Below are 20,945 nucleotides of genomic sequence, written 5' to 3'. Positions count from 1 at the left end.
ACATCCTCATTCCGCGCTCAAGATGGCTTCCCCTCGGCAGTTCATCAGGGCTAAATCAAACTAGCCGATCTGTCCGGTGAAACGGGGGCACTCCACGATGACAAAATTTCTAAGGGCCTAGGACGTGGCGCCAACATGATGGAACGAGGCCGGGGAGCTTTGGATATTCTGTTTGTTTTTGCTTGTTTGGCAGATGCAGATGACGAATTGGACACTGTTAGCTTACTTGCCCGCCATCTTGACCCGAACGAATATCGTATTCATGTGATTGCCTGCTTTCATGAAGCTGGCACATCTGAGCAGCATCACGCTCGGTTAGAAGCACTTGGTGTGGACATAGATCCCGCGCCTTACGATCTTTCCTTTGATGAGACGGTCAATTATCTGGCTCAGAAAATTCCCTCTTTTGCGCTCATTATATCCTGTCAAAACGTTGCAGATATTTATCCTGCGCTCGATAGATTATATTGGCAGCCTCCCTTAATAGAATATGGCAGGCTGGTAGCGCATGCACTCGCTGGCCCGAAACATTTTACGCGGCGTTATGTCGGCACCAGCAGCGAGGTCCGAGATGCTGCGGCAAGTCGGATGGCAGGTCGGGAACAGCACGCGATCTTAATACCGTCAGCCCGTGATTTTCCTACAGATGCGCGGATTATCACTTTGTGGGAAAAACTTCTGGATGAAGTATTAGAAGACCGGCAATCGCCGCCGCCGGTTTCAATTTTCCAGAGTTTTCTTCAAGGTGGCTTTGAATGTTCGACACATAAACGTTCTGACGGGCGTCGCCTGGACTTGCTCGTATCGACAGGTCATTCAACCCATGCAGAAGCCGATTATAGACAGCTTGCATCTTATCATATTCGAACCGTTCGTGATGGCTTGCGATGGCATCTAATTGAGGGCGGGGCTGGTCAATATGATTGGTCGTCATTTTTGCCGATGCTGCGTGCGGCTAAATCATGCCAGATGCAAGTCATTTGGGACCTTCTTCATTATGGCTGGCCTGATGATATCGATATTTGGACTGCTAAATTTGTTGATCAATTTGCTGGTTTTGCGCGAGCAGTTGCAAAAATCATTCGTGATGAGATGGATGATGTGCCGTTTTATTGCCCTGTTAATGAGATTTCATTTCACGCTTGGGCGGGCGGGGAAGCTGCTTATTTTAAACCGCATGCACGTGGCCGAGGCTTTGAATTAAAGTGCCAGCTTGCTCGTGCGGCAATTGCCGCAATGAACGAGATCCTGCTGGTGGACCCACGCGCACGGTTTGTCCACTGCGAACCCGCTATCAATATTGTTCCAGAATTTCCATCAAACAAAGCGCAGCGGGCGGAAGCGGAAGGAAGGCGGGTCGCACAATTTCAGGCGTTCGACATGATCGCTGGGCGGTTGTGGCCGCAATTGGGGGGAGAAGAAAAGCTATTGGATATAATCGGGTTGAACTATTATCCAAACAATCAATGGATTTTGGATGGGCCGGCAATCTCTTCCACTCATGCCCAATATAGACCGTTCCGGACAATGCTTACGGAAACTTACGCCCGTTACGGACGGCCAATTTTAATTTCTGAAACAGGGGCGGAGGGAGATAATCGCGGACCGTGGTTTAGGATGATAGCGGCAGAGGCAAAGGCTGCACGAAATGTCGGAATTCCGGTAGAAGGAATTTGTTATTATCCGATCATTGATCACCTTGGTTGGGATGATGATCGTGATTGTCAGAGTGGGCTTTTATCAAGGACGGTCATAAACGGCCAGCGTGGCGTGCATCTACCTCTCGCGCAAGCGATGGGCATAATTTGAGCAGTATTTCCACTCTGCGAGAGCTGATCTGGTCGCGAGCGCTAAAGGACCGGGCTGAGAATGGCCAGTGCATTATTCTTTATCCGTTCAAAATTGCTCCATCTTCTCACATCGTCAAGAGTGACCTTGCGGCTTTGATCGCAATAAGATCGCTGGCGTTCTCTTAGCTGGGCTGTGGCAGTTTTATCGCGCAGCAAAATATTGTTCTCATAATTGAGATCAAAACTCCGACGATCCATATTTGCCGATCCGATCAGCGCCACCTCATTATCGACGGTAATTGATTTTGTATGGAGCAGGCCCGGCTGGAATTCATAAATATGAACACCGGCCAGAAGCAGATCTTCATAATAGCTGCGACTGGTTGCGCCGACAGCAAAATCGTCATTGCGGGCGGGAAGAATGAGTGTGGTAATGACACCGCGATTAGCGCTAGCGCGTAGAGCACTTTGCAGTGCGGCATCCGGCACATAATAAGGTGTCGTTATGCATAATTCTTCTTGCGCTGCGTAAATTAAAGTCTGAAACAATTCGGGCATGGCCGAACTGCGAAAAGTAGGTCCTGTGCCGATCACCTGCGCTGTGAAACCGCTGGAAATTTGTTTTGCCGGTTGTAGCAATATATCGGTGATATCGTCTCCGCCATTTCCCATCCAGTCACTGGCGAAAAGATGCTGGTTTTGCCGCACGACCGGGCCTTCAAATCGCATGACCGCGTCGACCCAGGGAGCATATTTCGCTTTTGGAAGAAATGCCGGGTCAGCACAGTTTTGGCTGCCGCAATAGGTAATTTGATTATCAATAACCAAGATTTTCCGGTGGTTGCGCAAATCGATCCGGCTTTTAAAAAGGCTCCGCCACGGGCTGCCGTCACCCAGCGCGGTCAGTGTTTTTACCCCCGCATTTGACAATTCTTTCCATAAATTCGATTGAATGAATTCACGAGATCCCAAATTATCGACAAGAGCACGACAGACGACTCCGCGCCGCGCGGCACGCATGAGCGCTTCAGCCATTTTCGTCCCGTTATTATCAGCCAGCCATATGTAAAAAAGCAGATGAACATGATCTTGTGCGGCATCAATATCCGCGATCATTTGAGAAATCGTAGCGTCGGAATCGGCCATTAATTCCGCAGAATTTCCGCTCACCGCTTGGTAGCCGCTAATAGATTCGCCAACCTTAAATAGAGCAGCATACCGGTCCGCGCATGGTTGTGTTTCGGCTAAATTCACCGCCTGCGGAGTATCCGGCCGAGGAAGAGCGGAAAATGCCTGTCGCAGCTTTTGAGAGCGCTCGTGGCCAATATTGGTGCGGCCCAAGAAAAAATACATTAATGCGCCAATGAATGGCAACGCGAAAACCAAGACTAACCAAGCTGCCCGCGATTCCGGCTGCCGGTTTGGTCTGAGCAAAATATGAGCAGCGCTAATTATGATTACAAAGAAATGAGCCGCGAATAATAACATCGTAATTTTCCGGTGGGGGACCAAGGCCGAGCTAGTTTTGGAACGCATTCAATAAATTCCTTCGAGCGCGATCACCTACGGGTTTAAGCCCTAATGTGAAGATCGAAGAGATAATTTATCTTTTGCGCATAAAAGCTTTCATAAGCCCATCCGCAGAACAAATGAACTGGTAAGAGTTATTTTAACGTTGATATATGAGGCAGGGAAACTTGCGGAAGCGGATCTTCTCATTTTTGAGAGGCGAAACGCTCTTGGCCGTTTCTACGTCGAGAAGCTTTTAAAACAGCGCCGGTTCCAAGTTTCGCTTTCGGATTCTATGTTCGAAAGTTCATTATGATTGCCTCAACGCAATGAGAAGGATCGAGAATGACCAGTGTATTGGAATTTATTTGGCATTGGTTTGTAATCACATTAAAAGCGTATCCCGAAATTGCGATATTTCTTTCTCTTGCTGGCGGTTTTTTCATTGGAAAGTTGAACTTTAGAGGGGTTGGACTTGGCTCGGTCGCCGCAACCTTGATCGTGGCGCTTATTGTTGGGCAACTCGACGTAAAGATTTCAACCGATGTTAAGAGCGTATTTTTCTTAATGTTCCTTTTTGCCCTTGGCTTTAGCGTCGGCCCGCAATTTGTTCGGGGTGTGGCCAAGAACGGGTTACCACAAGCCATTTATGCGATTATCGTTTGTATTCTCAGTCTCGGCACAGTCGTGGTAGTTGCGAAATTAGCAGGTTTCGAAATAGGCGAAGCTGCCGGAATTTTTGCTGGCGCATATACGATTTCATCCGCGTTGCCGCTCGCCATTGACGCTATTGAGCATTTGCCCATGTCCACAGAGCGAATGCAAACCATTGCGAACAGCGTTCCTACAGTCTTTGCAATGACCTATATTTTCGGCACTATCGGAACGACTTTGATTTTGGCATTTGTCGCGCCAAAGCTGCTCGGAATTAATCTTGCTGCCGTCTGTAAGGATTATGAAAAACGCATGGGCGGCGCGGGTGAAGATGCGGATACGCCGCATGCCTGGCATAGATTTGTGGCTAGAGCCTATCGCATCGATCCGGGCACAAAGATCGCTGGGAAAACCGTGGCAGAGGCCGAAGCACTTTTTCCGAGCTCACGGATTTTTATTGAACGTTTAAGGCGCGGCGATGAAATTTTGGATGTAGACGGCTCAACAATATTGCAGGCCGGTGACATAATTGCCGCGTCTGGTGGTCGAAAAGAATTGCTGCAATTTCTTGGGCACGAGGCGCAAGAGATCGATGATCCCGAATTGCTGAATGTGCCGGTCTCAGGTGTGGATATTGTGATCACCAATCGCAAAATGGATGGCAAGACCTTGGCTGAACTTGCAAAACTGCCCAGTGCGCGCGGGATCTTTTTACGTCGCATTAGGCGTGGTGCGACAGGCGTACAAATTCCGATATTGCCGACAACGGAAATTCATCGTGGGGATGTGGTGACGGTTATCGGCTGGTCGCAATCAATCGCCAGAGCATCAAAAATTTTCGGGGTTGCCGATCGTGTGTCCGATCAAACCGACATGGTTTCGGTGGCAAGTGCTATTGTTCTTGGGGCGCTAATTGGCTCGCTCGTCGTTCATGCGGGCATGGCGCCACTCACATTGTCATCTTCCGGCGGGGTGCTGCTTGCTGGCATTATCTTTGGCTGGCTGCGATCCGTGCATCCGACTTTTGGGCAAATTCCCTCGGCCGCAATCTGGTTCATGAATAATGTCGGGCTGACCGTATTCATCGCCGTTGTTGGGCTCTCATCCGGACCTGGCTTTATGGCTGGGGCCAAAGAGTTGGGCTTAAGCGTATTTGCGTGGGGCGCACTGGTTACAACGCTGCCGCTGATAATCTCGCTCTATATCGGAAAATATATATTCCGTTTTGATGACGCATTGCTGTTAGGCTGCTGTGCAGGAGCGCGCGGCTCAACCGCATCTTTAAGCCTGATTACGCAAGTGGCCAAAAGTCAGGTGCCTGCATTGGGTTTCAGCGTTACCTGTGCGGTCGGTAATACATTGCTCACAGTTGGCGGGACAGTAATTGTACTTCTTCTCTCATAGCAGAAGCGATGAGGTTCTATATTGTGAGCTATCAAAGTGGAAACTGGGCGTAACCTTAAGGAACGCCCTGTTTGTTTTCAAAGTTCCGATTAAGAGGTTCAGAACTAAGGGATGATCCCTTAGTTCCGCGACGACATTCATCAATCTGATAGATTAAATGAAGTTGAACAGTCGAATGACCGCCCAGAATGATACAACCAGCGCAAGAATTGCTAATCCGGCGCTTTTTTGTTGATAAACCGCCATTCCTGCTAGGAAAATCAGCGCCAGCAGAGCAATGGCATCAATAAATATTGTGTAGCCTAGGATAAACGACATGCTTGTTCCTCCCGAGAGATGGTTTGCCTGATGGTATGCTGCATCTCTCAAAATATGGTTTGATTGGGCTACTCGGCGATCAGTTTCTCAATATTATTTTCTATCCATTCCGCCGGTAATACGCCTTTTGCTTTGGATTGTTCTTGCACCTTTTCAAAAACTGCTTGTGGAAGCTCTACATCCACAATCACGGAATTTTCGCTGGATAAAGAAAATGCCTCCCGCGTCACGGTCAGGCCAAGATGTCTGACTTCGTTGGTTTGTTGAGCGAGCGACAAGCCTTGTTGTTTTTCTACCAGCGGGCAATAAGCACCGATGAGGCTGTTTACGATCTTGATCAGATCATCGCCATCATTTTTCATGGTTTCTATGGCACCAGCAATTTTTGCTCGGTCGCGAAAATCTTCATAGTCAGGCAAAATCTTGTTTACGGCTTCAATCTGCTCGGCAGAAACTTGCGGAACAGGGCATATCAGCCCCTCAGCCGCGTGTGAATTAACTATACCCGCTATAGAAAGCACGCTAACGATGCCGGCCAGTTTTAAAATACGCATATTTTTACCCTTGAAAGCATTGAACAATTTCTGTTTTCCTTTCGTAGAATTTTACGTTCAGCTCATTTTCAGCGACAAAAACTTCGCCGTCGCATCGCCAGTTTCGGCTTTCACTGCCTTTAAAGGTGCATTTTGCGGTGCTTTGCCCGATGCCATTGCGTTCAGATCAAAGCAAACATAATTGAGACTATCGTAGGTGCGTAAGTAAAACTTGTTTTGATTAAGGTCGATCAAAGTCGTCCATGAAGTATATTCGCTAATATATTCTGGCTTCTCGGCGGCGGGCGAATTGGTTAATTTTGCGGCTGAAGCACTCAACACGCTGGCGTGCTCACTTTTATATTTCGACGCGCCTTTGGGGCGGTCAAATTTGTTCATCACATGGCCAAGAATTTGAATTGATTCCTCGGCATTTGCTGCTTTCTCGGCAAATTGTGAATAATAAACCGCCCGGATGAAGCGCCCGACTGATGTGTCTGAAGCGGGAAGTCCGGCGGTGGCTATGCCCGAATCGGGTTGTGTGAGTGAGACCTGCCCAAACTGCGTCGAAGTTTGATCAATATTGGAAAGGAAAGTGTAGTTGTTGAGGTTTGTTAAGTGCCAGTCAAACCGTGGACCATTGGTCATAACGCCGAGCGGGTTGTCGTAAACCCGTCTTTCACCGTCGGAAAATTCGATAACAATCGACGCTCCGCTGCGGTCATGGATAGTATAATGGAATGGCGGTTTAGCTCCCCCAAGAGCGGCAAACGGCATCACCAGAACAGTTTCGGTCTCCAGCGCTGCTTTTACTTCTGCCACTGTGCTGAAAAGCGAGAGCGCCCATGCACCAAGGTCAATTGCAGATAAGGGGGCTTCCTTATCGCCCAGCTTGCTCAGCGGGCCTTCTGCACCGGAATAAGCCAATAGGCTGAAATTAAGCCCGGCTTCATTAATACCTTCTACGATTTTTAAATCTTTCACGCTTCCGTTCGGAACGGTCACGCCGAAAATATCATATTTGCTTTCAAAGGTTAAAACGTGAGATTGATCGGTCTCAGAACCAAATTGTGTACCTTTGGGCAGGTAAGACACCAGATAGGGCAGTTCCATTGCAAGTTCGAGGGTCCGCCCCGCATAAAAAGACCCTGTCTGATCACTATAAAGTAGAGAAGTACACATATTAACCCCATTCTGATGAGCAGCTTTACCTGCGCCTATAAGCTATTTGGAACTAATTTAGAAAACAATAACTTTCGGCACCCAACTTGTTGAAGCTAACCGTTTAATTGCGCCGACAACGCCCCAACTAGCCTGAGCTTTCCGCACTTCTTTCCTGTCAATCTCTGCTGTACGATCTTGCTAGGCGTCCTGTCAGGCGGAAGTCTGTCAAACAGATGGACATTCTGATGGCCAAATGCGATTTCAAATGAGCATAGCTGTAAGCGCATAGGACGTCGGCGAGCCTCAAGATTGCAGACAATATTTGCGGTTCCGGGCGATAATAGGGGGGCGGAATGATCATCACGACGATTAAAATTATCGTGCTATTAGTCGGTGTTGCTGGCGTTATTTGCTATTTTCGTTCTATAGCCCGGGTTATTCTGCTCAATAGTCCTCAGCCTGATCTTATCGAAACAGTGATCAGGCGTTTTGTTTTGAGAATTTTTCATAGACTGGCAAAAGATCGCGCAAATTACGAGGCGGTGCAAAAAATCCAAGCATGGGTAATGCCGATATACCTTATCTCAATGGTGATATCGTGGTTTTTACTGGTCCAGTTTTCTTTCACATTTATTCTTTGGGGGCTTCATGCAGAGCCAAGCTGGGACGCGGCATTTAGTGCAAGCGGTTCGGCTTTGACCACTTTGGGTTATTTCACGCCAGTGTCTTTTATGGGCAAGTTTTTGGCTGTTTATGAAGCTGCAATCGGGCTTGCGATCGTCATGCTCATCTTTACTTTCGTTCCCGGATATCAGTCCGCCATTCAGCTGCGTGAACGCAAAGTGGGCTGGCTTTATGCTCGCACTGGCAAAAATCCGAATGTAAACACCCTGATTGAAGCGCTTCTTAAGTCCGGGCAGATCGGTAAGGACGAGATGTGGTATGAGTGGGAGAATTGGTTTCGGGGAATTCATGAGACCCACTCTTTGTCACCCATATTGGCTTATGTTCCTTCGATTTATGAAGGCAGCAATTGGGTAAAGGTAACCAAAACAGTGCTGGATACAACCTCGCTGATATTGAGTTGCCTCGATAAAGAAGAAACCGATTCTTTACGGCTCAGTCGCCAAACCGGTGTAGATGCGGTGATGCTTATTGCAGAGCAGATGAAAAATGTGAAATGCAACCACTCGCAGGCGTCTGTTTCCAGCGCACCGCTTGACGCTCAGGAATTTGATGATCTCTATCAGAAACTGGCATTGTCTGGCTTGGCAGTGGCACCGGATAAGGAAAAGGCCCGGGAGGCATTTTATGCTTATTGTAACGAATATTCCGGCATTATTGCGAGAATTTTCGATTCAACACTCACTGGCAAGAGATAAATGAGCTGAAATCTCAGCTTTATTTTTTTAAGGAAATAAATGCGACGAAGTTTCACTTTGGTAAGATAAGTCAGCTCTCAAAACGCGTTATTTTGTTTACGTCTAAATTACCTTTTTCCGATTATTGAAACTTATCTGCAAGAAAATATGCAGATTTGGTTCCTGAAGGGAAAATTGGATGAAAAAGACGATTTGGGGGCTTGGTGCTTCCTTTCTTTTAGCAACGACCGTCATCAGTTCTGCGCAGGTCAGCGCTGAAGTTGGTGTGCTGTCCTGTGATGTTTCTGCTGGTATCGGTTTGATTATCGAGCAAAAGCAGAAAATCAATTGCACACTTTCAAACGGCAACGGGCTCAATCAGAGCTATCAGGGGACCATCAATGATTATGGGCTGGAGCTGGGAGAAGTCACCGGCGGCCATATGACCTGGACCGTTCTTGCTATGACTACGACTGTCGAGCCCGGTGCATTGGCGGGAACCTATGCTGGGGCAGAAGTCGATGCAAGCCTGGGGCAGGGAGCTGGCGCGCAGGTTCTTGTTGGTGGTTCCGGACAAGCCTTTACTTTGCAGCCAGTGGCCGTCGAAACCGAAAAAGGTACCGCGTTTTCCGCCGGTGTGGAAACACTCACACTGGAATATGTCCAGCCATAATATTGGCAGTTAGAAATGAGGCGAGGCATCCGTAACAGGTGCCTCGTCATTTTTCTTGAGCCGCTCACTCTTCGATGAGGTGAATAATATCGGTAAAGCCGTGCGCTTTAGCGTGTTGCGATGCGGTTGCACTTTATTGGGTCAGGATTCCTTCGACGCCAAGTGTTCCTGATTGCATTATTCTTTCAAAATGGTCGCGTGCCGTTTTCTATTCCTGAAACGGTTGGGTGTTCGTTTATTGCGAAACTGAAATAATTTTCATACTGTGCTTTTGCAAAAAGCCGCGCAATGCGATGAGGGGAAGTAATTGTGAATAAAATCGACTTACATGATCAGATTGCTGTTGTTACAGGAGGGGCACAAGGACTAGGCTTTGCCTCTGCCCAGCGTCTGGTCAGTTCAGGCGCAAAAGTAAGCCTTTGGGATATTGATGCTCAACAGCTGGACGAAGCGCAAAAATCCCTTGGCGACGCATGTTCGGTCATTACCGTTGATATCACCGACCCCAATGCAATCAATTCAGCAGCCGCGGAAGTAGAATCGACATTGGGTCGTATTGATATTTTGGTTCATTCCGCCGGTATCGCGGGAAAAAACGCGCCGTTAGACGAATATGAGCTGGATGAGTGGCGCCGCGTGATCGAAATTGACCTGAATGGAACTTTTTATGTCAATCGCGCTGTTTTGCCCGGCATGAAAGCGCGTAATTACGGGCGGATTGTCAACATTGCTTCAATCGCCGGTAAAGAGGGCAACCCCAATGCATCCGCTTACGCCGCCGCGAAAGCCGGTGTTATCGGCTTGACGAAAGCAGTCGGAAAAGAATTGGCTCAATATAACATCGCGGTAAATGCGGTCACTCCTGCCACTGCGAAAACTAGAATCCTTGACGAGCTCAAACCAGAATTTATTGATTATATGCTAAGCCGCATTCCGCGTGGGCGTTTTCTCGAAGTTGACGAGGCTGCAAGCATGATAGCTTGGCTCGTCTCTAAAGAGAACAGCTTCACCACCGCTTCGGTTTTTGATCTCTCCGGTGGCCGGGCTACTTATTAACCACGCATGGCGCCGTGCGAGCCTACATATAGATTATGCTGCCTCCGGATGTGTTGTCCGGAGGGCCCGCATCACTGGTTTATGGCGTTTGTCTGCCATCTTTGAAGGCTTCGACAATCTTTGCGCAAAATGCTGGCAGGTCATCCGGGCTGCGACTGGTAACCAATCCCTTGTCTACAACAACCTCCTCATCAACCCAGTTTGCACCGGCATTGGTGAGGTCTGATTTGATCGATGGATAAGAGGTAACCGTTCGACCATTTAAGATGCCAGCATCGACCAACAACCACGGTCCATGACAAATAACGCCGACGGGTTTTTTCTGCTCAAAGAAAGAGCGAACAAAAGAAATGACGCTTTCATCGGCACGAAGCTTGTCGGACCCGACCGAGCCGCCCGGAATGATTAATGCGTCGAAATTGTCCGCCGCGACGTCTGAAACAACTTGATCGACCTTATAAGTCCCGCTAGGTTCAAGATCATTGTTATTTGTGTGCGCTTCTCCCGTTTCCAGTCCAATAACAGTTACCTTGCCTCCGGCGGCTTCTACAGCTTGCTTAGGCTTTGTAAACTCTGGTTCCTCAGTTCCGCGCGGTGCTATTAGAATTGCGATTTTCTTATCTGCAAGAGACATCCGCTTCTCCATTGTTTTGGGGATTTCCAATCAATATGGTCGTATGCAAACGGTGGAGAGAGGTCAAGGTTCCCACACTCGGCGGCAAACGCTGCGCAGTGCGTAGCGGGTCCCGGTTGCTAAACTCAGCGTTAAATTGACGTCTTAGACAACCGTTCTAAGCGGCGCGATAGAGCTGTCGCGAATATGGGCGGCATTGCGATAGGCGCGCGGATTAAGGCCGGTTTCCTGTAAAAAATAGCGGTTAAAATTGGAGAGATTGTTAAATCCTGCTTCGAAACAAATGTCTGTTATGGCCATGTCAGTTTCCACCAATAAAGTTCGCGCCCGCCAAACACGCACTGAGCGACTATAGGTGGAAAAACTCATTCCGGTCAGTCGTTTGAAAGCGCGGGTGAAAGCAGCCGGAGTAAGGCCAACGGCTTCTGCCACTTGCTGCATCTGAGAACCCGGATTTGATTGTAAAATTTGGATGGCCTGGTCGATACGACGATGCCGTTTATCAGTTAGTTGACTATAATGGGACGCAAAATGCTCGCTTGCGAGAAGACGTTTGTGCGGGGCCTGATCAATCCCCTCCAATATTTCAAGGAATAATCCAAGTCCGGAAACATCATGACAACGATGCAGTTCCTCTATCTTCACGCCTATTTCAGAGGCCTCTTGGCCGATAATTTCAATCCCCCGGCGGGATAATTGTTTCAGGCGATGAAGGACGTCAAATTCCGGACAGGTCGAACGGATTTTTATCAATGCGTCCGCATCGAACTGGAGAACATAATCACGGCCGGGAATATATGTAACGCCCGGAGTGATCCAATTATGGGGTAAATTGGTGCCGGTCAGAACCAGATGGCCCGGCTGAAAAGCGCCCACATAATCACCGACATATGCGAGACCCTGTGCGTGAGGGATATAATGGATCTCCCATTCAGGATGATAGTTCCAGATGCAGATAGGATTGGGATAATCATCACGCCGGATCAAATAGGATTTGCCGCCGGGAATCGTGATTTTCTCGCGTGTGGCGGCATAAGCATTGGGCAAAGAGGAGGAATTGTCCGATGATATTGCCATATTATACCGTGTTAGACTTTGTTAAAAGGTCAAAATAGTATCAGTTTGTGATAAAAACTAACCTAGTCGCTCATTGTAATATTTCCAACACTGTTTGCAGCAGGATACGGGATGAGGAATGTCCTGCCTAAAAGTTTAGGAGGATCGAATGATACGTGCAATTCTTCGTACTGGTTGTGCTATTGTCGCACTCACCGCCGCGTCCAACGCCACGGCAACGGCGATTTGCAGCGAGGATGTTCGCGTACTGGCTCAGCCACGTGATGGACTTACTCTACTTGAAGAATATGCTGACGAGTTTGAAGAGCTTTCCGGTGCTGGTTTCGAAATCAGCTACCTAAACGAAAATGATCGGCGCGCAAAATCGCAAGCCGATGCTTCCACTGTTGGAAGCTTCAATGTCTATTATATAGACGAGGCAAATCTTGCGCTTTTTGCTTCTTCTGGCTGGGTGGTTCCGCTAGAGGGCTTTTACCCTGAAGAATATGACTACAATGATTTTGACGCTGGTATGCGAGCAGCCGCGACCTATGACGGCAAACAATGGTTTGCGCCTATTCAGGGCGGTGGAGATCTGATGGTCTATCGGACCGATCTGCTAGAAAAAGCTGGCATTGAACCCCCCAAGACCTGGGAAGAATATAAAGAAGCCGTCGCAAAACTTCATGCGCCTGACGAAGGAATCTACGGAACCGCATTGCGTGGACAGCGCGGTTCTGGTGCCAATGTTTGGCGTTGGATGCCCCTTTTCAAAGCTAATGGCGGTGAGTGGTTTAAGGATGGCAAACCAGCTTTCAACTCCGACGCAGCTGTTAAAGCCACCCAGGAATATCTTGATCTTTTCAAATATTCCGCGCCCGGTACGCAAACTGGTTCATGGGATGAATCTACCGGTGCTTTCCGGGCTGGCAAAGTGGCTCTTATTGTGGAATCTGCCCCACTTGGCGGCATGTCGGTAGATCGTGCTCAAAGCCAAGTCGCTGACAAAGTAGCATTTGCGGTGCCGCCAACACCTCTTCCAGGCGCTGGTTATGCACATGGTTTTGCGATTGCTTCTAAAGCCAACGCTACCGATGAAGATAAAGCCTGTGCTGGATTGTTTGTGGCCTGGGCCACTTCTAAAGAGCAGGAAGCCCGACGTCTGGAAGCGGGACAGCCGGGTGAACTCACACGTACCAGCACCTACCAAAGCCCTAAATATGCAGAAACCTTTGGCCAAAACCTGGCCGATGCCATGGCTGCAACTGGAGAGCGGACCGAGGTAACTTTCTGGCAAGATCCACGCTGGCAAGAACTGGGCAACCAATGGGGTATCATGCTCGAAGAGCTGATCACCGGTAGCCGCACAGACATCAAAGCAACGCTGGACGAGTTGCAGGCTTTCGCCGAAAAACTCTAATCGCATGCAAAGGGGCGGCGGCTTTTTTAAACCTATGCCGCCCTCGCTTGCTCATAAAACCTAAGAGAGCGCATTTTGCTGCGTCTCTCCTCGGGCACTTTCTTCAGGAATATAATATGCAACGCGGAAGATCGCTTCCCTATGTATTTCTAGGGCCAACGTTTCTCATCCTCGTCATCCTTGCACTGGTTCCAACTATTTTTGCAGTTACGATTTCGCTGCAAAACCGAACCCTTATGCAACCGGAAGCGGACTATATCTGGCTGGCCAATTATGTCGCGCTGTTTTCTGACCCGCGCTTCCTAAATGCCTTATGGGTTTCATTAAAATGGGAAATTCTCACCGTATCTCTGACCATGCTGGTAGGGGTAGGGCTCGGCATTGCAATGTTTGAAGCTGCAAGCCCGAGAATGCGCAATATGCTTTGCGTTCTGTTCATCGTACCGGTTCTGTTGCCGCGCGTTTGTGCAGCCTTTGTCTGGAAATTCGCCTTTCATCCACTTTATGGCGTGCTGGTCTGGCCAATACGAGAACTCACCGGCGCAACACCTGATATACTGTCTACGCCCGTTGGCGCTCTCTTAGCTGTTGCCTTTGTTGATGTATGGCAATGGGGACTGTTTTTTGCAGTAATTATCGTGAAATTGCTTGAAGCGCTGCCCCGTCAGCCATTGGAAGCTGCGCGTATTGATCGCGCATCGCGATGGGAGATTCACCGCTTTATCACCTTGCCCATGCTTAAGCTTCCATTGATCAGCTTGCTGCTTGTCAAAGCTATTGAAAGCTTGCGCTCCTTTGATCTCGTTTATGTGATGACACGCGGCGGCCCCGGAATTTCTACTGAAACACTCGATATGTACGCCTATTCGCAAGGATTTATAGAGTCGGGTAAGATTTCTTACGCCTCATCCATGGCTGTAATCATGATGATACTCACAGTGGTTTTCTTTAGCGTTGCATGGAAGGCGCTGAACCGATGAAAATATCAACCATTCTCTTGCGAGCGGTATTATTTTTCGCTGCAGCTCTTGTTGTGTTGCCGCTATTCTGGACGCTTCTCAACGCCTTCAAGACCAATGCGGATCTACTGGTAAGCACACCAAAAATCTTTTTTCAGCCGGTCTGGGATAATATGAGCTATGTGCTGAATCGGCGTTCGGTCGCCCGTGCTTTAACTAATTCTTTAGTCATCTGTTCTGCGGCCGTGGTCCTTGGTGCAATCATTGGAATCCCCGCGGCCTATGTAATTGCACGGTATAAAAATCGCCTGACAGCGGAAGCACAGTTTTTCTTCCTTTCATTGCGGTTTTTGCCACCGGTTGCAATTGCTATTCCTATGCTCGTGATCTGGCTTTCTATTGATCTTTATGACAGTCGCATTTCGCTTATTGTGACTTATTTGATCATCACAGCCTCTATTACGATCTGGCTTTCAGTGCCTGCATTTGAAAGGGTCAGTCTGCATGTAGAAGAAGCTGCCCGCGTCGATGGTCTCGGACACTACGCGACCTTTTTCCGTATCGCCTTGCCGATTGCTCGTTTTCAGATTTTTGGCGCAATAGCTTTTTCTTTTGTGCTCGTCTGGAATGAGTTTCTTTTGGCAATGATGCTTACGACCTCGCGGGCTAAAACGCTGCCGATAATCGCTTCGGAAATGTCGCAGCTCGGCATGAATGTGCCTTGGGGGATCTTGAATGCAGCCGTTGTTCTTCTGTCGCTGCCGCCGCTCATTCTGCTTGGATTGCTGGCCGGCGGTCTGAACGCCATTTTTACCAAAAAACAAAATCAGGATTAATCCGATGAAAGCACTTGTACTGGAACGCATCGGCGAATTGAATTTGCGCGAAATTGACCTTCCAACTGATATGGGCCCGGATGATGTGCGCATTAAGCTGCACACTGTGGGAGTTTGCGGCAGCGATGTTCATTATTACACCCATGGACGGATTGGAGATTTCATTGTCAATGAACCAATGGTGCTTGGTCACGAAGCTTCAGGCACAGTGATCGAAATCGGTGCCAATGTGACGCATCTTAAGGTAGGAGATCGGGTTTGCATGGAGCCCGGTATTCCTGATCCTCTGTCGCGTGCATCGAAATTGGGTATCTATAATGTCGATCCTGAGGTGCGGTTTTGGGCAACCCCACCGGTGCACGGCGTTCTTTGCCCTCAAACGGTTCATCCGGCCAATTTTACTTATAAATTACCTGATAATGTGAGCTTTGCAGAAGGAGCCATGGTGGAACCTTTTGCGGTGGGCATGCAAGCAGCAGCCCGGGCACAAATTACCCCTGGCGATACGGCAGTGGTAACCGGGTGTGGGACAATCGGGATCATGGTCGCAATTGCCGCGCTGGCGGGTGGATGTTCGCGTGTACTAATTTCAGATCTCTCGGAAGCGAAGCTCAAAATTGCTGAAACCTATGACGGTATTACGGGGATTAATCTGCGCGAAGTCGATCTGATTGATGCCGTTAACGAAGCCACTGAAAATTGGGGGGCGGATATTGTCTTTGAATGTTCGGGAGCTGCTTCAGCCATTCGTGATCTTTTCAAGGTTGTCCGCCCAGGTGGTACTGTGGTGCTCGTGGGTTTACCGCCAGAACCGGTGCCCTTTGATGTATCTGGCGCAACCGCACGCGAATGCCGGATTGAAACGGTTTTCCGCTATGCCAATGTGTTCGACCGGGCTCTGGCTTTGATTGCTGCAGGTAAAGTCAATCTTAAGCCTTTGATTTCGGATACATTTTCGTTTGATCAGTCTATAGCAGCGTTTGAGAGGGCGGCAGAAGCGCGTCCAAGCGACATAAAGCTACAAATTATAGTGGATGAGGAGGCAAGTTAATGGCAACGGTAGAATGCCGCTCCATCCTTAAACGATATGGAGAGCAAGAAGTAATCCGGGATTTCAATCTCTCGATTGACGATCAGGAATTTGTCGTTTTCCTTGGTCCGTCTGGTTGCGGTAAATCAACATTGCTGCGCATGATCGCTGGATTAGAGGAGATTACCGGCGGTGACATGCTGATAGGTGGGGACAGGGTGAATGATCGTGATCCGGGAGATCGCGGTATCGCAATGGTCTTCCAGAATTACGCGCTTTATCCGCATATGAGTGTGCGAGAGAATATTGTATTTGGCCTCGAGCGGGCTGGAGTGTCTCGAAAAGAAATTGCTGAGCGGCTTGATCCGGTGGTCAATGCGCTGGGTCTTCAATCTTATTTGCAGCGCAAGCCGACCGAATTATCGGGCGGCCAGCAACAACGTGTTGCCATTGCGCGCGCCATGATCAAAACCCCCGATGTGTTCCTCTTTGATGAACCGCTTTCAAATCTCGACGCAAAATTACGTGCTAGCCTGCGGGTGGAAATCGCCAGTCTGCATAATGAACTTAAAACCACGAGCATTTATGTGACGCATGATCAGCTGGAGGCCATGACGCTGGCTGATCGTATTGTTTTGATGAAAGATGGTCGTATCGAGCAGATAGGAACACCGGAAGAAATCTACGAAGCACCCGCGACGCTTTTTGCAGCAGGGTTCATCGGTACGCCAAACATGAACTTTTTTGAGTTTGAAGCAAGAGATGCACTAATCAGTGATGAAACAATGTCACTAGCTCTGCCAAAAGACATTCCCAGCGGTCCTGTTACGATAGGAATAAGGCCAGGGGCTTTCACTCTTGCAAGCGATGGTGGAGACATTCAGGGCAGGGTCGAGCGCAATGAGTTTCACGGAGAAAACCGCTTGATCACTGTCCGCTCAGGTCGGCACTTATTTAACGTTTCTGTACCCGCCTCGACCCAGTTGGGGACGGGCGAGAACATTGCTGTTAATGTGTCCGCGAAGAATTTGCATATTTTTGACCGTGATACCGGTTTGCGCATTTAGACCGCGGACACATGAATAGCTATTGAATATTTATCCCGCCATCACCGAAAGATCGGGTGCATCGCCATGGTTGACCACCAATGTGCTGCCATCTCTGACATTATTATAGAGATGGATTATATCTTGATTGATTAGGCGGATGCAGCCTGAAGAAATTGAGCGGCCAATTGACCACGGCTGGTGGGTGCCGTGTACCCGATAAAGAGTGTCACGCCCATTCTGGTGGATATAGAGTGCGCGTGCGCCCATAGGATTGGTCGCGCTCGGGTCCATCCCGCCATTTGCGATGGAATAGGGCTCCAATTCCGGCTGACGTGCAACCATTGAATCTGGCGGAGTCCAGCGCGGCCATTCCCTCTTATAAGCGATGGTAGCACGTCCTTGCCACGAAAACCCATCCCGCCCAACGCCAATACCATAGCGCATCGCGCGGCCATTGGGCATGACGTGATAGAGATATTTTTCACCGGTCTCAACGACGAGCGTTCCGGGCTTTTCATCGGTGAAATAATCAACTTCTTTTCGCCACCATTTAGGCGCCATTTGCGATACATCCACGGCTGGAACTTCAAAGCGTTCCCCGGGCACTGCGTCATACATAGCAGGTCTGATACGCGGTGGCTCCACAGGTTTTGGCTCGGGCTTGGGGGTCGACATGCAGCCGGTAAGGGCTAGGGAGCCTGACCCTAAAAGCAACATGCGCCGAGTGAGACGAACGCGGTTTGCGTCGCTCAAAGCAGATAATTTCATAGTTTCCTCAATGAAAATGTGCACGCAGTGCATGCGAGTTAATCTCAGATATCAAACATGTTTCAGAATGTATGAGATTATGCGCGCGGGGGACGCTCTATGCTGTCGGAGCGTTTTGCAATCGCCAATTCGGCATTAACGGCCGGTTTAAAGCGTTGACGAGAAACCGCTATCAGCTCTTCATTTCCGGGATTTTGGATCGCAGAAAAGTCCATGCACAAACCAAGAGCCACATCGATTTCGCCTGATTGTGACTGGTTATCAATCTGCTTAACCAGCATTTCCCGCAATGCTCTGCATTGCGGATCGCGCAATTCTGAAGACGCAGAAGCATGCGCCGAAACGAAGGTTGTCAGGCAGCAGGCAAAAGTAAAAAACAATGCGCATAGGCGAAGCATGCGGGCTGATTAATGGCCGAAAGTGGCAAAAATGGAGCAGCCACGAGCTTTAATCTTCCCACTTTATTTTCAGCAAAACTATTCGACGGAAAACCTGGCTTCGAACGGGTCGAAACTTTTTCCCATGCCGGGATTAAATAACCCATTAGTCGCGGAACAATCAGCCAAGTTCGCTGTTGGATATAAAAGGTTGATGAGGATGAATATGCAATCTGACGATAAAAGCGCGGGCGCTCGCGAACGGGGCGCAATTCAAAAAGGTCAAACCGGTGATAAGGTTCCTGGCTTTGATCCTGCTGCTGCACCGATGGAAACTGATTCAGAAGCGGGCGGTCAGGCGAGCACGGTTACGCAACATCCGCCTCCTCATTCATCCAAGCCTAATGATGCTAATGCCTCAAGCACTGCATCTGGCATGCGGGAATTGCAAAATGACATGAAACCTCGATCAGATGATAAGTTACGACGCGAAAGCCATCCATATCTGGTCTGGTTGCTGCTGATAGTCGGATTAGTTTTGATCGCTTATTTCGCCGCTACTCGGCTATTCCAATGATCAAGCAATCGCACTTAATAGGCGCTAACTAGTTCCACTTACAGGTTTTCTCGTCATTGCTGCAAGCCCATTAGAGATCTCACCGTAATAGCATGGAGAGAGTTATGAGTGATGATAACACCACGCCTCTGACCGAAGATGAAGACATCAAATTTTTGGCAGAAAAGACCGACCTTTCGCCATTGCAAGCGCGAGAGCTCATAGCGCGATTTGGTCGGGATCGAAACAAACTGCTGGAAGAGGCCAAAAAATTCAAAGCGGAAAGTTAGTGCGGTCCGACAAATATTCGTGCTGTGAAATCTAGGTGAGAATTTAATTCACTCGTTTTCGCTGTCAAAACTGCGCAGGAGCGTGTCTTGCTTGCTTTCTCAACCGTTATGGCTAGTGACCCTATTAGATCTGACGAGTTGGTTCATGTGAGCGACACTGACCCCGGTATAAGACGTCTGCCATGGGGCAGGGGGTTTCGTTATGTTCGTAGCGATGGTGAACCTGTCACCGCCGATGATCGACAGCGGATTCAAATGCTGGCCATACCACCGGCGTGGCAAGATGTTTGGATTTGTGCCGACAAGCGCGGTCATTTGCAGGCGACAGGACGCGATGCGCGTGGACGTAAACAATATCGCTATCATCCGGTCTGGATGGCTATGCAAGGGGAAACTAAGTTTTCCAGCCTCGCACAATTTGCCCGTTCGCTTAGCCCACTGCGCCAGGCGGTTGAGACCGATTTACGCCGACGCACCCTTTGCCGGGAGAAAGTAAGAGCCACGGTAATCTGGCTCATGGACCGGCGTCTAGTGCGTATCGGTAATTCGACCTATGCCCGGGATAATAAGAGCTTTGGCGTGACCACGCTGCGAAGCCGACATCTTAAAATAGATGGCGGGCAGCCTCGTCTCGTTTTCACTGGAAAATCGGGCAAGATGTGGAGCTTAAGCATTGATGATAAAAGGATTTCTCGCATAATTCGCTCGATCCATGAATTGCCGGGCCAGCATCTGTTTCAATATACAGATGAGGACGGTCATCGGCGGCCAATTAGCTCACAAGATGTCAACGAATATCTGCGTGAAGCAATGAAGGCTGACTTTACCTCAAAACATTTTAGAACCTGGGCTGCAACTGCGATGGCGCTGAATGCTTTAAGCACGATTTCACCACCATCAAGCGACGCAGCCCAGCGTAGAATTCTTAACGCCGAAATTGATAAAGTTGCGCATGCGCTCGGCAATACACGCGCGGTCTGCCGCAACTCCTATATTCATCCGGCAATATTTGAACATTGGGCAGCAGGTAGCCTAACAGATGAAGTTCAAGCCGCGTCAACTTTGCGTGTTATCGCCCCTAAATTGACGCAAGCCGAGCGGCGAACCCTCAAATGGCTGACTTATTTGGATGCTCGTATTTAAGCATTTGCCATTTTCCGGCATGACGCAGCACAGGCCTCACAGGCAGAAACGCAATCTTCCATTCCGTCTAAATCCCGACAACTATCTGCGCAAGTTTCACAAATTTCAGCACAAGCCGCGCAACTATATTGATGCAACGGGGTACCAAGCATCATCAATTGGGCTGAGCTACGACAAATCTCTGCGCAGGCAAGCATTGTTCGATAATGGTCGGGCTCCAAATGTGCGCCACCACGTTCTAGACAGTGGTTTGCCGCCATTTCAGTGCAGATTCTGTAACAAGCAATGCAATTATCAATGCATGCTCTCATTTCCTCATTCAACATTCTAAGATCCTCCATTCCTGATTGCGTAAGGATGAATGG

General features: G+C 48.9%; 21 protein-coding genes and 1 pseudogene. 13 read left to right on the top strand and 9 right to left on the bottom strand.

Annotation, left to right across the window (positions count from 1 at the left end; all coding sequences use genetic code 11):
• Positions 1 to 648 precede the first annotated feature (648 nt).
• Positions 649 to 1,515: pseudogene (locus C7374_RS16605) on the top strand (glycosyl transferase family 1); the annotation flags it as partial.
• Positions 1,516 to 1,850: 335 nt separating this feature from the next.
• On the opposite strand, the gene cls reads toward C7374_RS16605, so the two are convergent.
• Positions 1,851 to 3,278, bottom strand: coding sequence for a cardiolipin synthase (cls, locus tag C7374_RS14355; RefSeq protein WP_111576312.1), 1,428 nt, complete (start codon positions 3,276 to 3,278; stop codon positions 1,851 to 1,853).
• A gap of 366 nt (positions 3,279 to 3,644) precedes the next feature.
• Between cls and aspT the strand changes: the two genes are divergently transcribed.
• Positions 3,645 to 5,357 carry an aspartate-alanine antiporter gene (aspT, locus tag C7374_RS14350; protein WP_111576311.1) on the top strand — a complete coding sequence of 571 codons (1,713 nt, stop codon included), beginning with the start codon at positions 3,645 to 3,647 and terminating at the stop codon, positions 5,355 to 5,357.
• Positions 5,358 to 5,510: 153 nt separating this feature from the next.
• Here aspT and C7374_RS16220 read toward each other — a convergent pair whose 3' ends face one another.
• The 3 genes from C7374_RS16220 to C7374_RS14340 form a co-directional block, all read right to left on the bottom strand.
• Entirely contained in the window at positions 5,511 to 5,675 is a 165-nt protein-coding gene (locus C7374_RS16220; protein WP_170130261.1) for a hypothetical protein, read from the bottom strand.
• A 68-nt stretch (positions 5,676 to 5,743) separates the two neighbouring features.
• The gene (locus C7374_RS14345) at positions 5,744 to 6,256 is read right to left on the bottom strand and encodes a hypothetical protein (RefSeq protein ID WP_111576310.1); all 513 of its coding nucleotides are present in this window, start codon (positions 6,254 to 6,256) and stop codon (positions 5,744 to 5,746) included.
• Positions 6,257 to 6,286: 30 nt separating this feature from the next.
• Positions 6,287 to 7,390 (bottom strand): linear amide C-N hydrolase, encoded by a 1,104-nt coding sequence (locus tag C7374_RS14340; RefSeq protein ID WP_111576309.1) that lies wholly within the window; start codon positions 7,388 to 7,390, stop codon positions 6,287 to 6,289.
• A 335-nt stretch (positions 7,391 to 7,725) separates the two neighbouring features.
• Between C7374_RS14340 and C7374_RS16295 the strand changes: the two genes are divergently transcribed.
• From C7374_RS16295 to C7374_RS14325, 3 genes are all read left to right on the top strand, one after another.
• A complete protein-coding gene (locus C7374_RS16295; protein WP_210205145.1) occupies positions 7,726 to 8,754 on the top strand; it encodes a hypothetical protein in 1,029 nt (342 codons plus the stop codon).
• A 178-nt stretch (positions 8,755 to 8,932) separates the two neighbouring features.
• Positions 8,933 to 9,406, top strand: coding sequence for a DUF992 domain-containing protein (locus C7374_RS14330; RefSeq protein ID WP_111576308.1), 474 nt, complete (start codon positions 8,933 to 8,935; stop codon positions 9,404 to 9,406).
• 309 nt (positions 9,407 to 9,715) lie between these two features.
• A complete protein-coding gene (locus C7374_RS14325) occupies positions 9,716 to 10,462 on the top strand; it encodes an SDR family NAD(P)-dependent oxidoreductase (protein ID WP_111576307.1) in 747 nt (248 codons plus the stop codon).
• A gap of 79 nt (positions 10,463 to 10,541) precedes the next feature.
• Here C7374_RS14325 and C7374_RS14320 read toward each other — a convergent pair whose 3' ends face one another.
• Both C7374_RS14320 and C7374_RS14315 read right to left on the bottom strand, forming a co-directional pair.
• Positions 10,542 to 11,096 carry a type 1 glutamine amidotransferase domain-containing protein gene (locus tag C7374_RS14320; RefSeq protein WP_111576306.1) on the bottom strand — a complete coding sequence of 185 codons (555 nt, stop codon included), beginning with the start codon at positions 11,094 to 11,096 and terminating at the stop codon, positions 10,542 to 10,544.
• A 144-nt stretch (positions 11,097 to 11,240) separates the two neighbouring features.
• Positions 11,241 to 12,173 carry an AraC family transcriptional regulator gene (locus C7374_RS14315; protein WP_111576305.1) on the bottom strand — a complete coding sequence of 311 codons (933 nt, stop codon included), beginning with the start codon at positions 12,171 to 12,173 and terminating at the stop codon, positions 11,241 to 11,243.
• Positions 12,174 to 12,321: 148 nt separating this feature from the next.
• On the opposite strand from C7374_RS14315, the gene C7374_RS14310 reads away from it, so the two are divergent.
• The 5 genes from C7374_RS14310 to C7374_RS14290 all read left to right on the top strand — a co-directional run bounded on the left by C7374_RS14310 (position 12,322) and on the right by C7374_RS14290 (position 17,464).
• Complete coding sequence (locus tag C7374_RS14310) at positions 12,322 to 13,572, top strand: ABC transporter substrate-binding protein (protein ID WP_111576304.1); 1,251 nt, start codon at positions 12,322 to 12,324, stop codon at positions 13,570 to 13,572.
• 116 nt (positions 13,573 to 13,688) lie between these two features.
• A complete protein-coding gene (locus C7374_RS14305) occupies positions 13,689 to 14,552 on the top strand; it encodes a carbohydrate ABC transporter permease (protein WP_111576303.1) in 864 nt (287 codons plus the stop codon).
• Entirely contained in the window at positions 14,549 to 15,367 is an 819-nt protein-coding gene (locus C7374_RS14300) for a carbohydrate ABC transporter permease (protein WP_111576302.1), read from the top strand. The genes C7374_RS14305 and C7374_RS14300 overlap by 4 nt, the downstream gene beginning before the upstream one ends.
• A 4-nt stretch (positions 15,368 to 15,371) precedes the next feature.
• Entirely contained in the window at positions 15,372 to 16,418 is a 1,047-nt protein-coding gene (locus C7374_RS14295; protein ID WP_111576301.1) for an NAD(P)-dependent alcohol dehydrogenase, read from the top strand.
• A complete protein-coding gene (locus C7374_RS14290) occupies positions 16,418 to 17,464 on the top strand; it encodes an ABC transporter ATP-binding protein (protein ID WP_111576300.1) in 1,047 nt (348 codons plus the stop codon). Before C7374_RS14295 ends, C7374_RS14290 begins: the two co-directional genes overlap by 1 nt.
• 30 nt (positions 17,465 to 17,494) lie before the next feature.
• Here the strand turns inward: C7374_RS14290 and C7374_RS14285 are convergent, their stop codons facing one another.
• Together C7374_RS14285 and C7374_RS16080 are read right to left on the bottom strand one after the other, a co-directional pair.
• The gene (locus C7374_RS14285) at positions 17,495 to 18,214 is read right to left on the bottom strand and encodes a L,D-transpeptidase (RefSeq protein WP_111576299.1); all 720 of its coding nucleotides are present in this window, start codon (positions 18,212 to 18,214) and stop codon (positions 17,495 to 17,497) included.
• 77 nt (positions 18,215 to 18,291) lie between these two features.
• On the bottom strand, positions 18,292 to 18,612 hold the full coding sequence (locus C7374_RS16080) for a hypothetical protein (RefSeq protein WP_111576298.1): 321 nt from the start codon (positions 18,610 to 18,612) through the stop codon (positions 18,292 to 18,294).
• 199 nt (positions 18,613 to 18,811) lie between these two features.
• Between C7374_RS16080 and C7374_RS14275 the strand changes: the two genes are divergently transcribed.
• The 3 genes from C7374_RS14275 to C7374_RS14270 all read left to right on the top strand — a co-directional run bounded on the left by C7374_RS14275 (position 18,812) and on the right by C7374_RS14270 (position 20,580).
• Positions 18,812 to 19,168, top strand: coding sequence for a hypothetical protein (locus C7374_RS14275; protein WP_111576315.1), 357 nt, complete (start codon positions 18,812 to 18,814; stop codon positions 19,166 to 19,168).
• Positions 19,169 to 19,272: 104 nt separating this feature from the next.
• Entirely contained in the window at positions 19,273 to 19,437 is a 165-nt protein-coding gene (locus C7374_RS16215; RefSeq protein WP_170130260.1) for a hypothetical protein, read from the top strand.
• Between the two features lie 87 nt (positions 19,438 to 19,524).
• Positions 19,525 to 20,580, top strand: a complete 1,056-nt coding sequence (locus C7374_RS14270) for a DNA topoisomerase IB (RefSeq protein WP_245412686.1) — start codon at positions 19,525 to 19,527, stop codon at positions 20,578 to 20,580.
• Here the strand turns inward: C7374_RS14270 and C7374_RS16425 are convergent.
• Positions 20,577 to 20,906 (bottom strand): four-helix bundle copper-binding protein, encoded by a 330-nt coding sequence (locus C7374_RS16425; protein ID WP_111576297.1) that lies wholly within the window; start codon positions 20,904 to 20,906, stop codon positions 20,577 to 20,579. The genes C7374_RS14270 and C7374_RS16425 overlap by 4 nt on opposite strands.
• Positions 20,907 to 20,945 lie beyond the last annotated feature (39 nt).

The sequence above is a fragment of the Falsochrobactrum ovis genome, assembly GCF_003259955.1.
Lineage (GTDB): Bacteria > Pseudomonadota > Alphaproteobacteria > Rhizobiales > Rhizobiaceae > Brucella > Brucella ovis_A.
The sequence above is the reverse complement of the archived record's forward strand: the minus strand, read 5'-3'. Positions and strand labels throughout refer to the sequence as shown.

What these genes read in the sequence shown, in the direction of transcription:
- cls (WP_111576312.1), bottom strand. Translation starts at nt 3,278, where the DNA reads ATGTTATTATTCGCGGCTCATTTCTTTGTAATCATAATTAGCGCTGCT.
- aspT (WP_111576311.1), top strand. Translation starts at nt 3,645, where the DNA reads ATGACCAGTGTATTGGAATTTATTTGGCATTGGTTTGTAATCACATTA.
- C7374_RS16220 (WP_170130261.1), bottom strand. Translation starts at nt 5,675, where the DNA reads ATGTCGTTTATCCTAGGCTACACAATATTTATTGATGCCATTGCTCTG.
- C7374_RS14340 (WP_111576309.1), bottom strand. Translation starts at nt 7,390, where the DNA reads ATGTGTACTTCTCTACTTTATAGTGATCAGACAGGGTCTTTTTATGCG.
- C7374_RS16295 (WP_210205145.1), top strand. Translation starts at nt 7,726, where the DNA reads ATGATCATCACGACGATTAAAATTATCGTGCTATTAGTCGGTGTTGCT.
- C7374_RS14330 (WP_111576308.1), top strand. Translation starts at nt 8,933, where the DNA reads ATGAAAAAGACGATTTGGGGGCTTGGTGCTTCCTTTCTTTTAGCAACG.
- C7374_RS14320 (WP_111576306.1), bottom strand. Translation starts at nt 11,096, where the DNA reads ATGTCTCTTGCAGATAAGAAAATCGCAATTCTAATAGCACCGCGCGGA.
- C7374_RS14315 (WP_111576305.1), bottom strand. Translation starts at nt 12,173, where the DNA reads ATGGCAATATCATCGGACAATTCCTCCTCTTTGCCCAATGCTTATGCC.
- C7374_RS14310 (WP_111576304.1), top strand. Translation starts at nt 12,322, where the DNA reads ATGATACGTGCAATTCTTCGTACTGGTTGTGCTATTGTCGCACTCACC.
- C7374_RS14305 (WP_111576303.1), top strand. Translation starts at nt 13,689, where the DNA reads ATGCAACGCGGAAGATCGCTTCCCTATGTATTTCTAGGGCCAACGTTT.
- C7374_RS14300 (WP_111576302.1), top strand. Translation starts at nt 14,549, where the DNA reads ATGAAAATATCAACCATTCTCTTGCGAGCGGTATTATTTTTCGCTGCA.
- C7374_RS14295 (WP_111576301.1), top strand. Translation starts at nt 15,372, where the DNA reads ATGAAAGCACTTGTACTGGAACGCATCGGCGAATTGAATTTGCGCGAA.
- C7374_RS14290 (WP_111576300.1), top strand. Translation starts at nt 16,418, where the DNA reads ATGGCAACGGTAGAATGCCGCTCCATCCTTAAACGATATGGAGAGCAA.
- C7374_RS14285 (WP_111576299.1), bottom strand. Translation starts at nt 18,214, where the DNA reads ATGAAATTATCTGCTTTGAGCGACGCAAACCGCGTTCGTCTCACTCGG.
- C7374_RS16080 (WP_111576298.1), bottom strand. Translation starts at nt 18,612, where the DNA reads ATGCTTCGCCTATGCGCATTGTTTTTTACTTTTGCCTGCTGCCTGACA.
- C7374_RS14275 (WP_111576315.1), top strand. Translation starts at nt 18,812, where the DNA reads ATGAATATGCAATCTGACGATAAAAGCGCGGGCGCTCGCGAACGGGGC.
- C7374_RS16215 (WP_170130260.1), top strand. Translation starts at nt 19,273, where the DNA reads ATGAGTGATGATAACACCACGCCTCTGACCGAAGATGAAGACATCAAA.
- C7374_RS16425 (WP_111576297.1), bottom strand. Translation starts at nt 20,906, where the DNA reads ATGTTGAATGAGGAAATGAGAGCATGCATTGATAATTGCATTGCTTGT.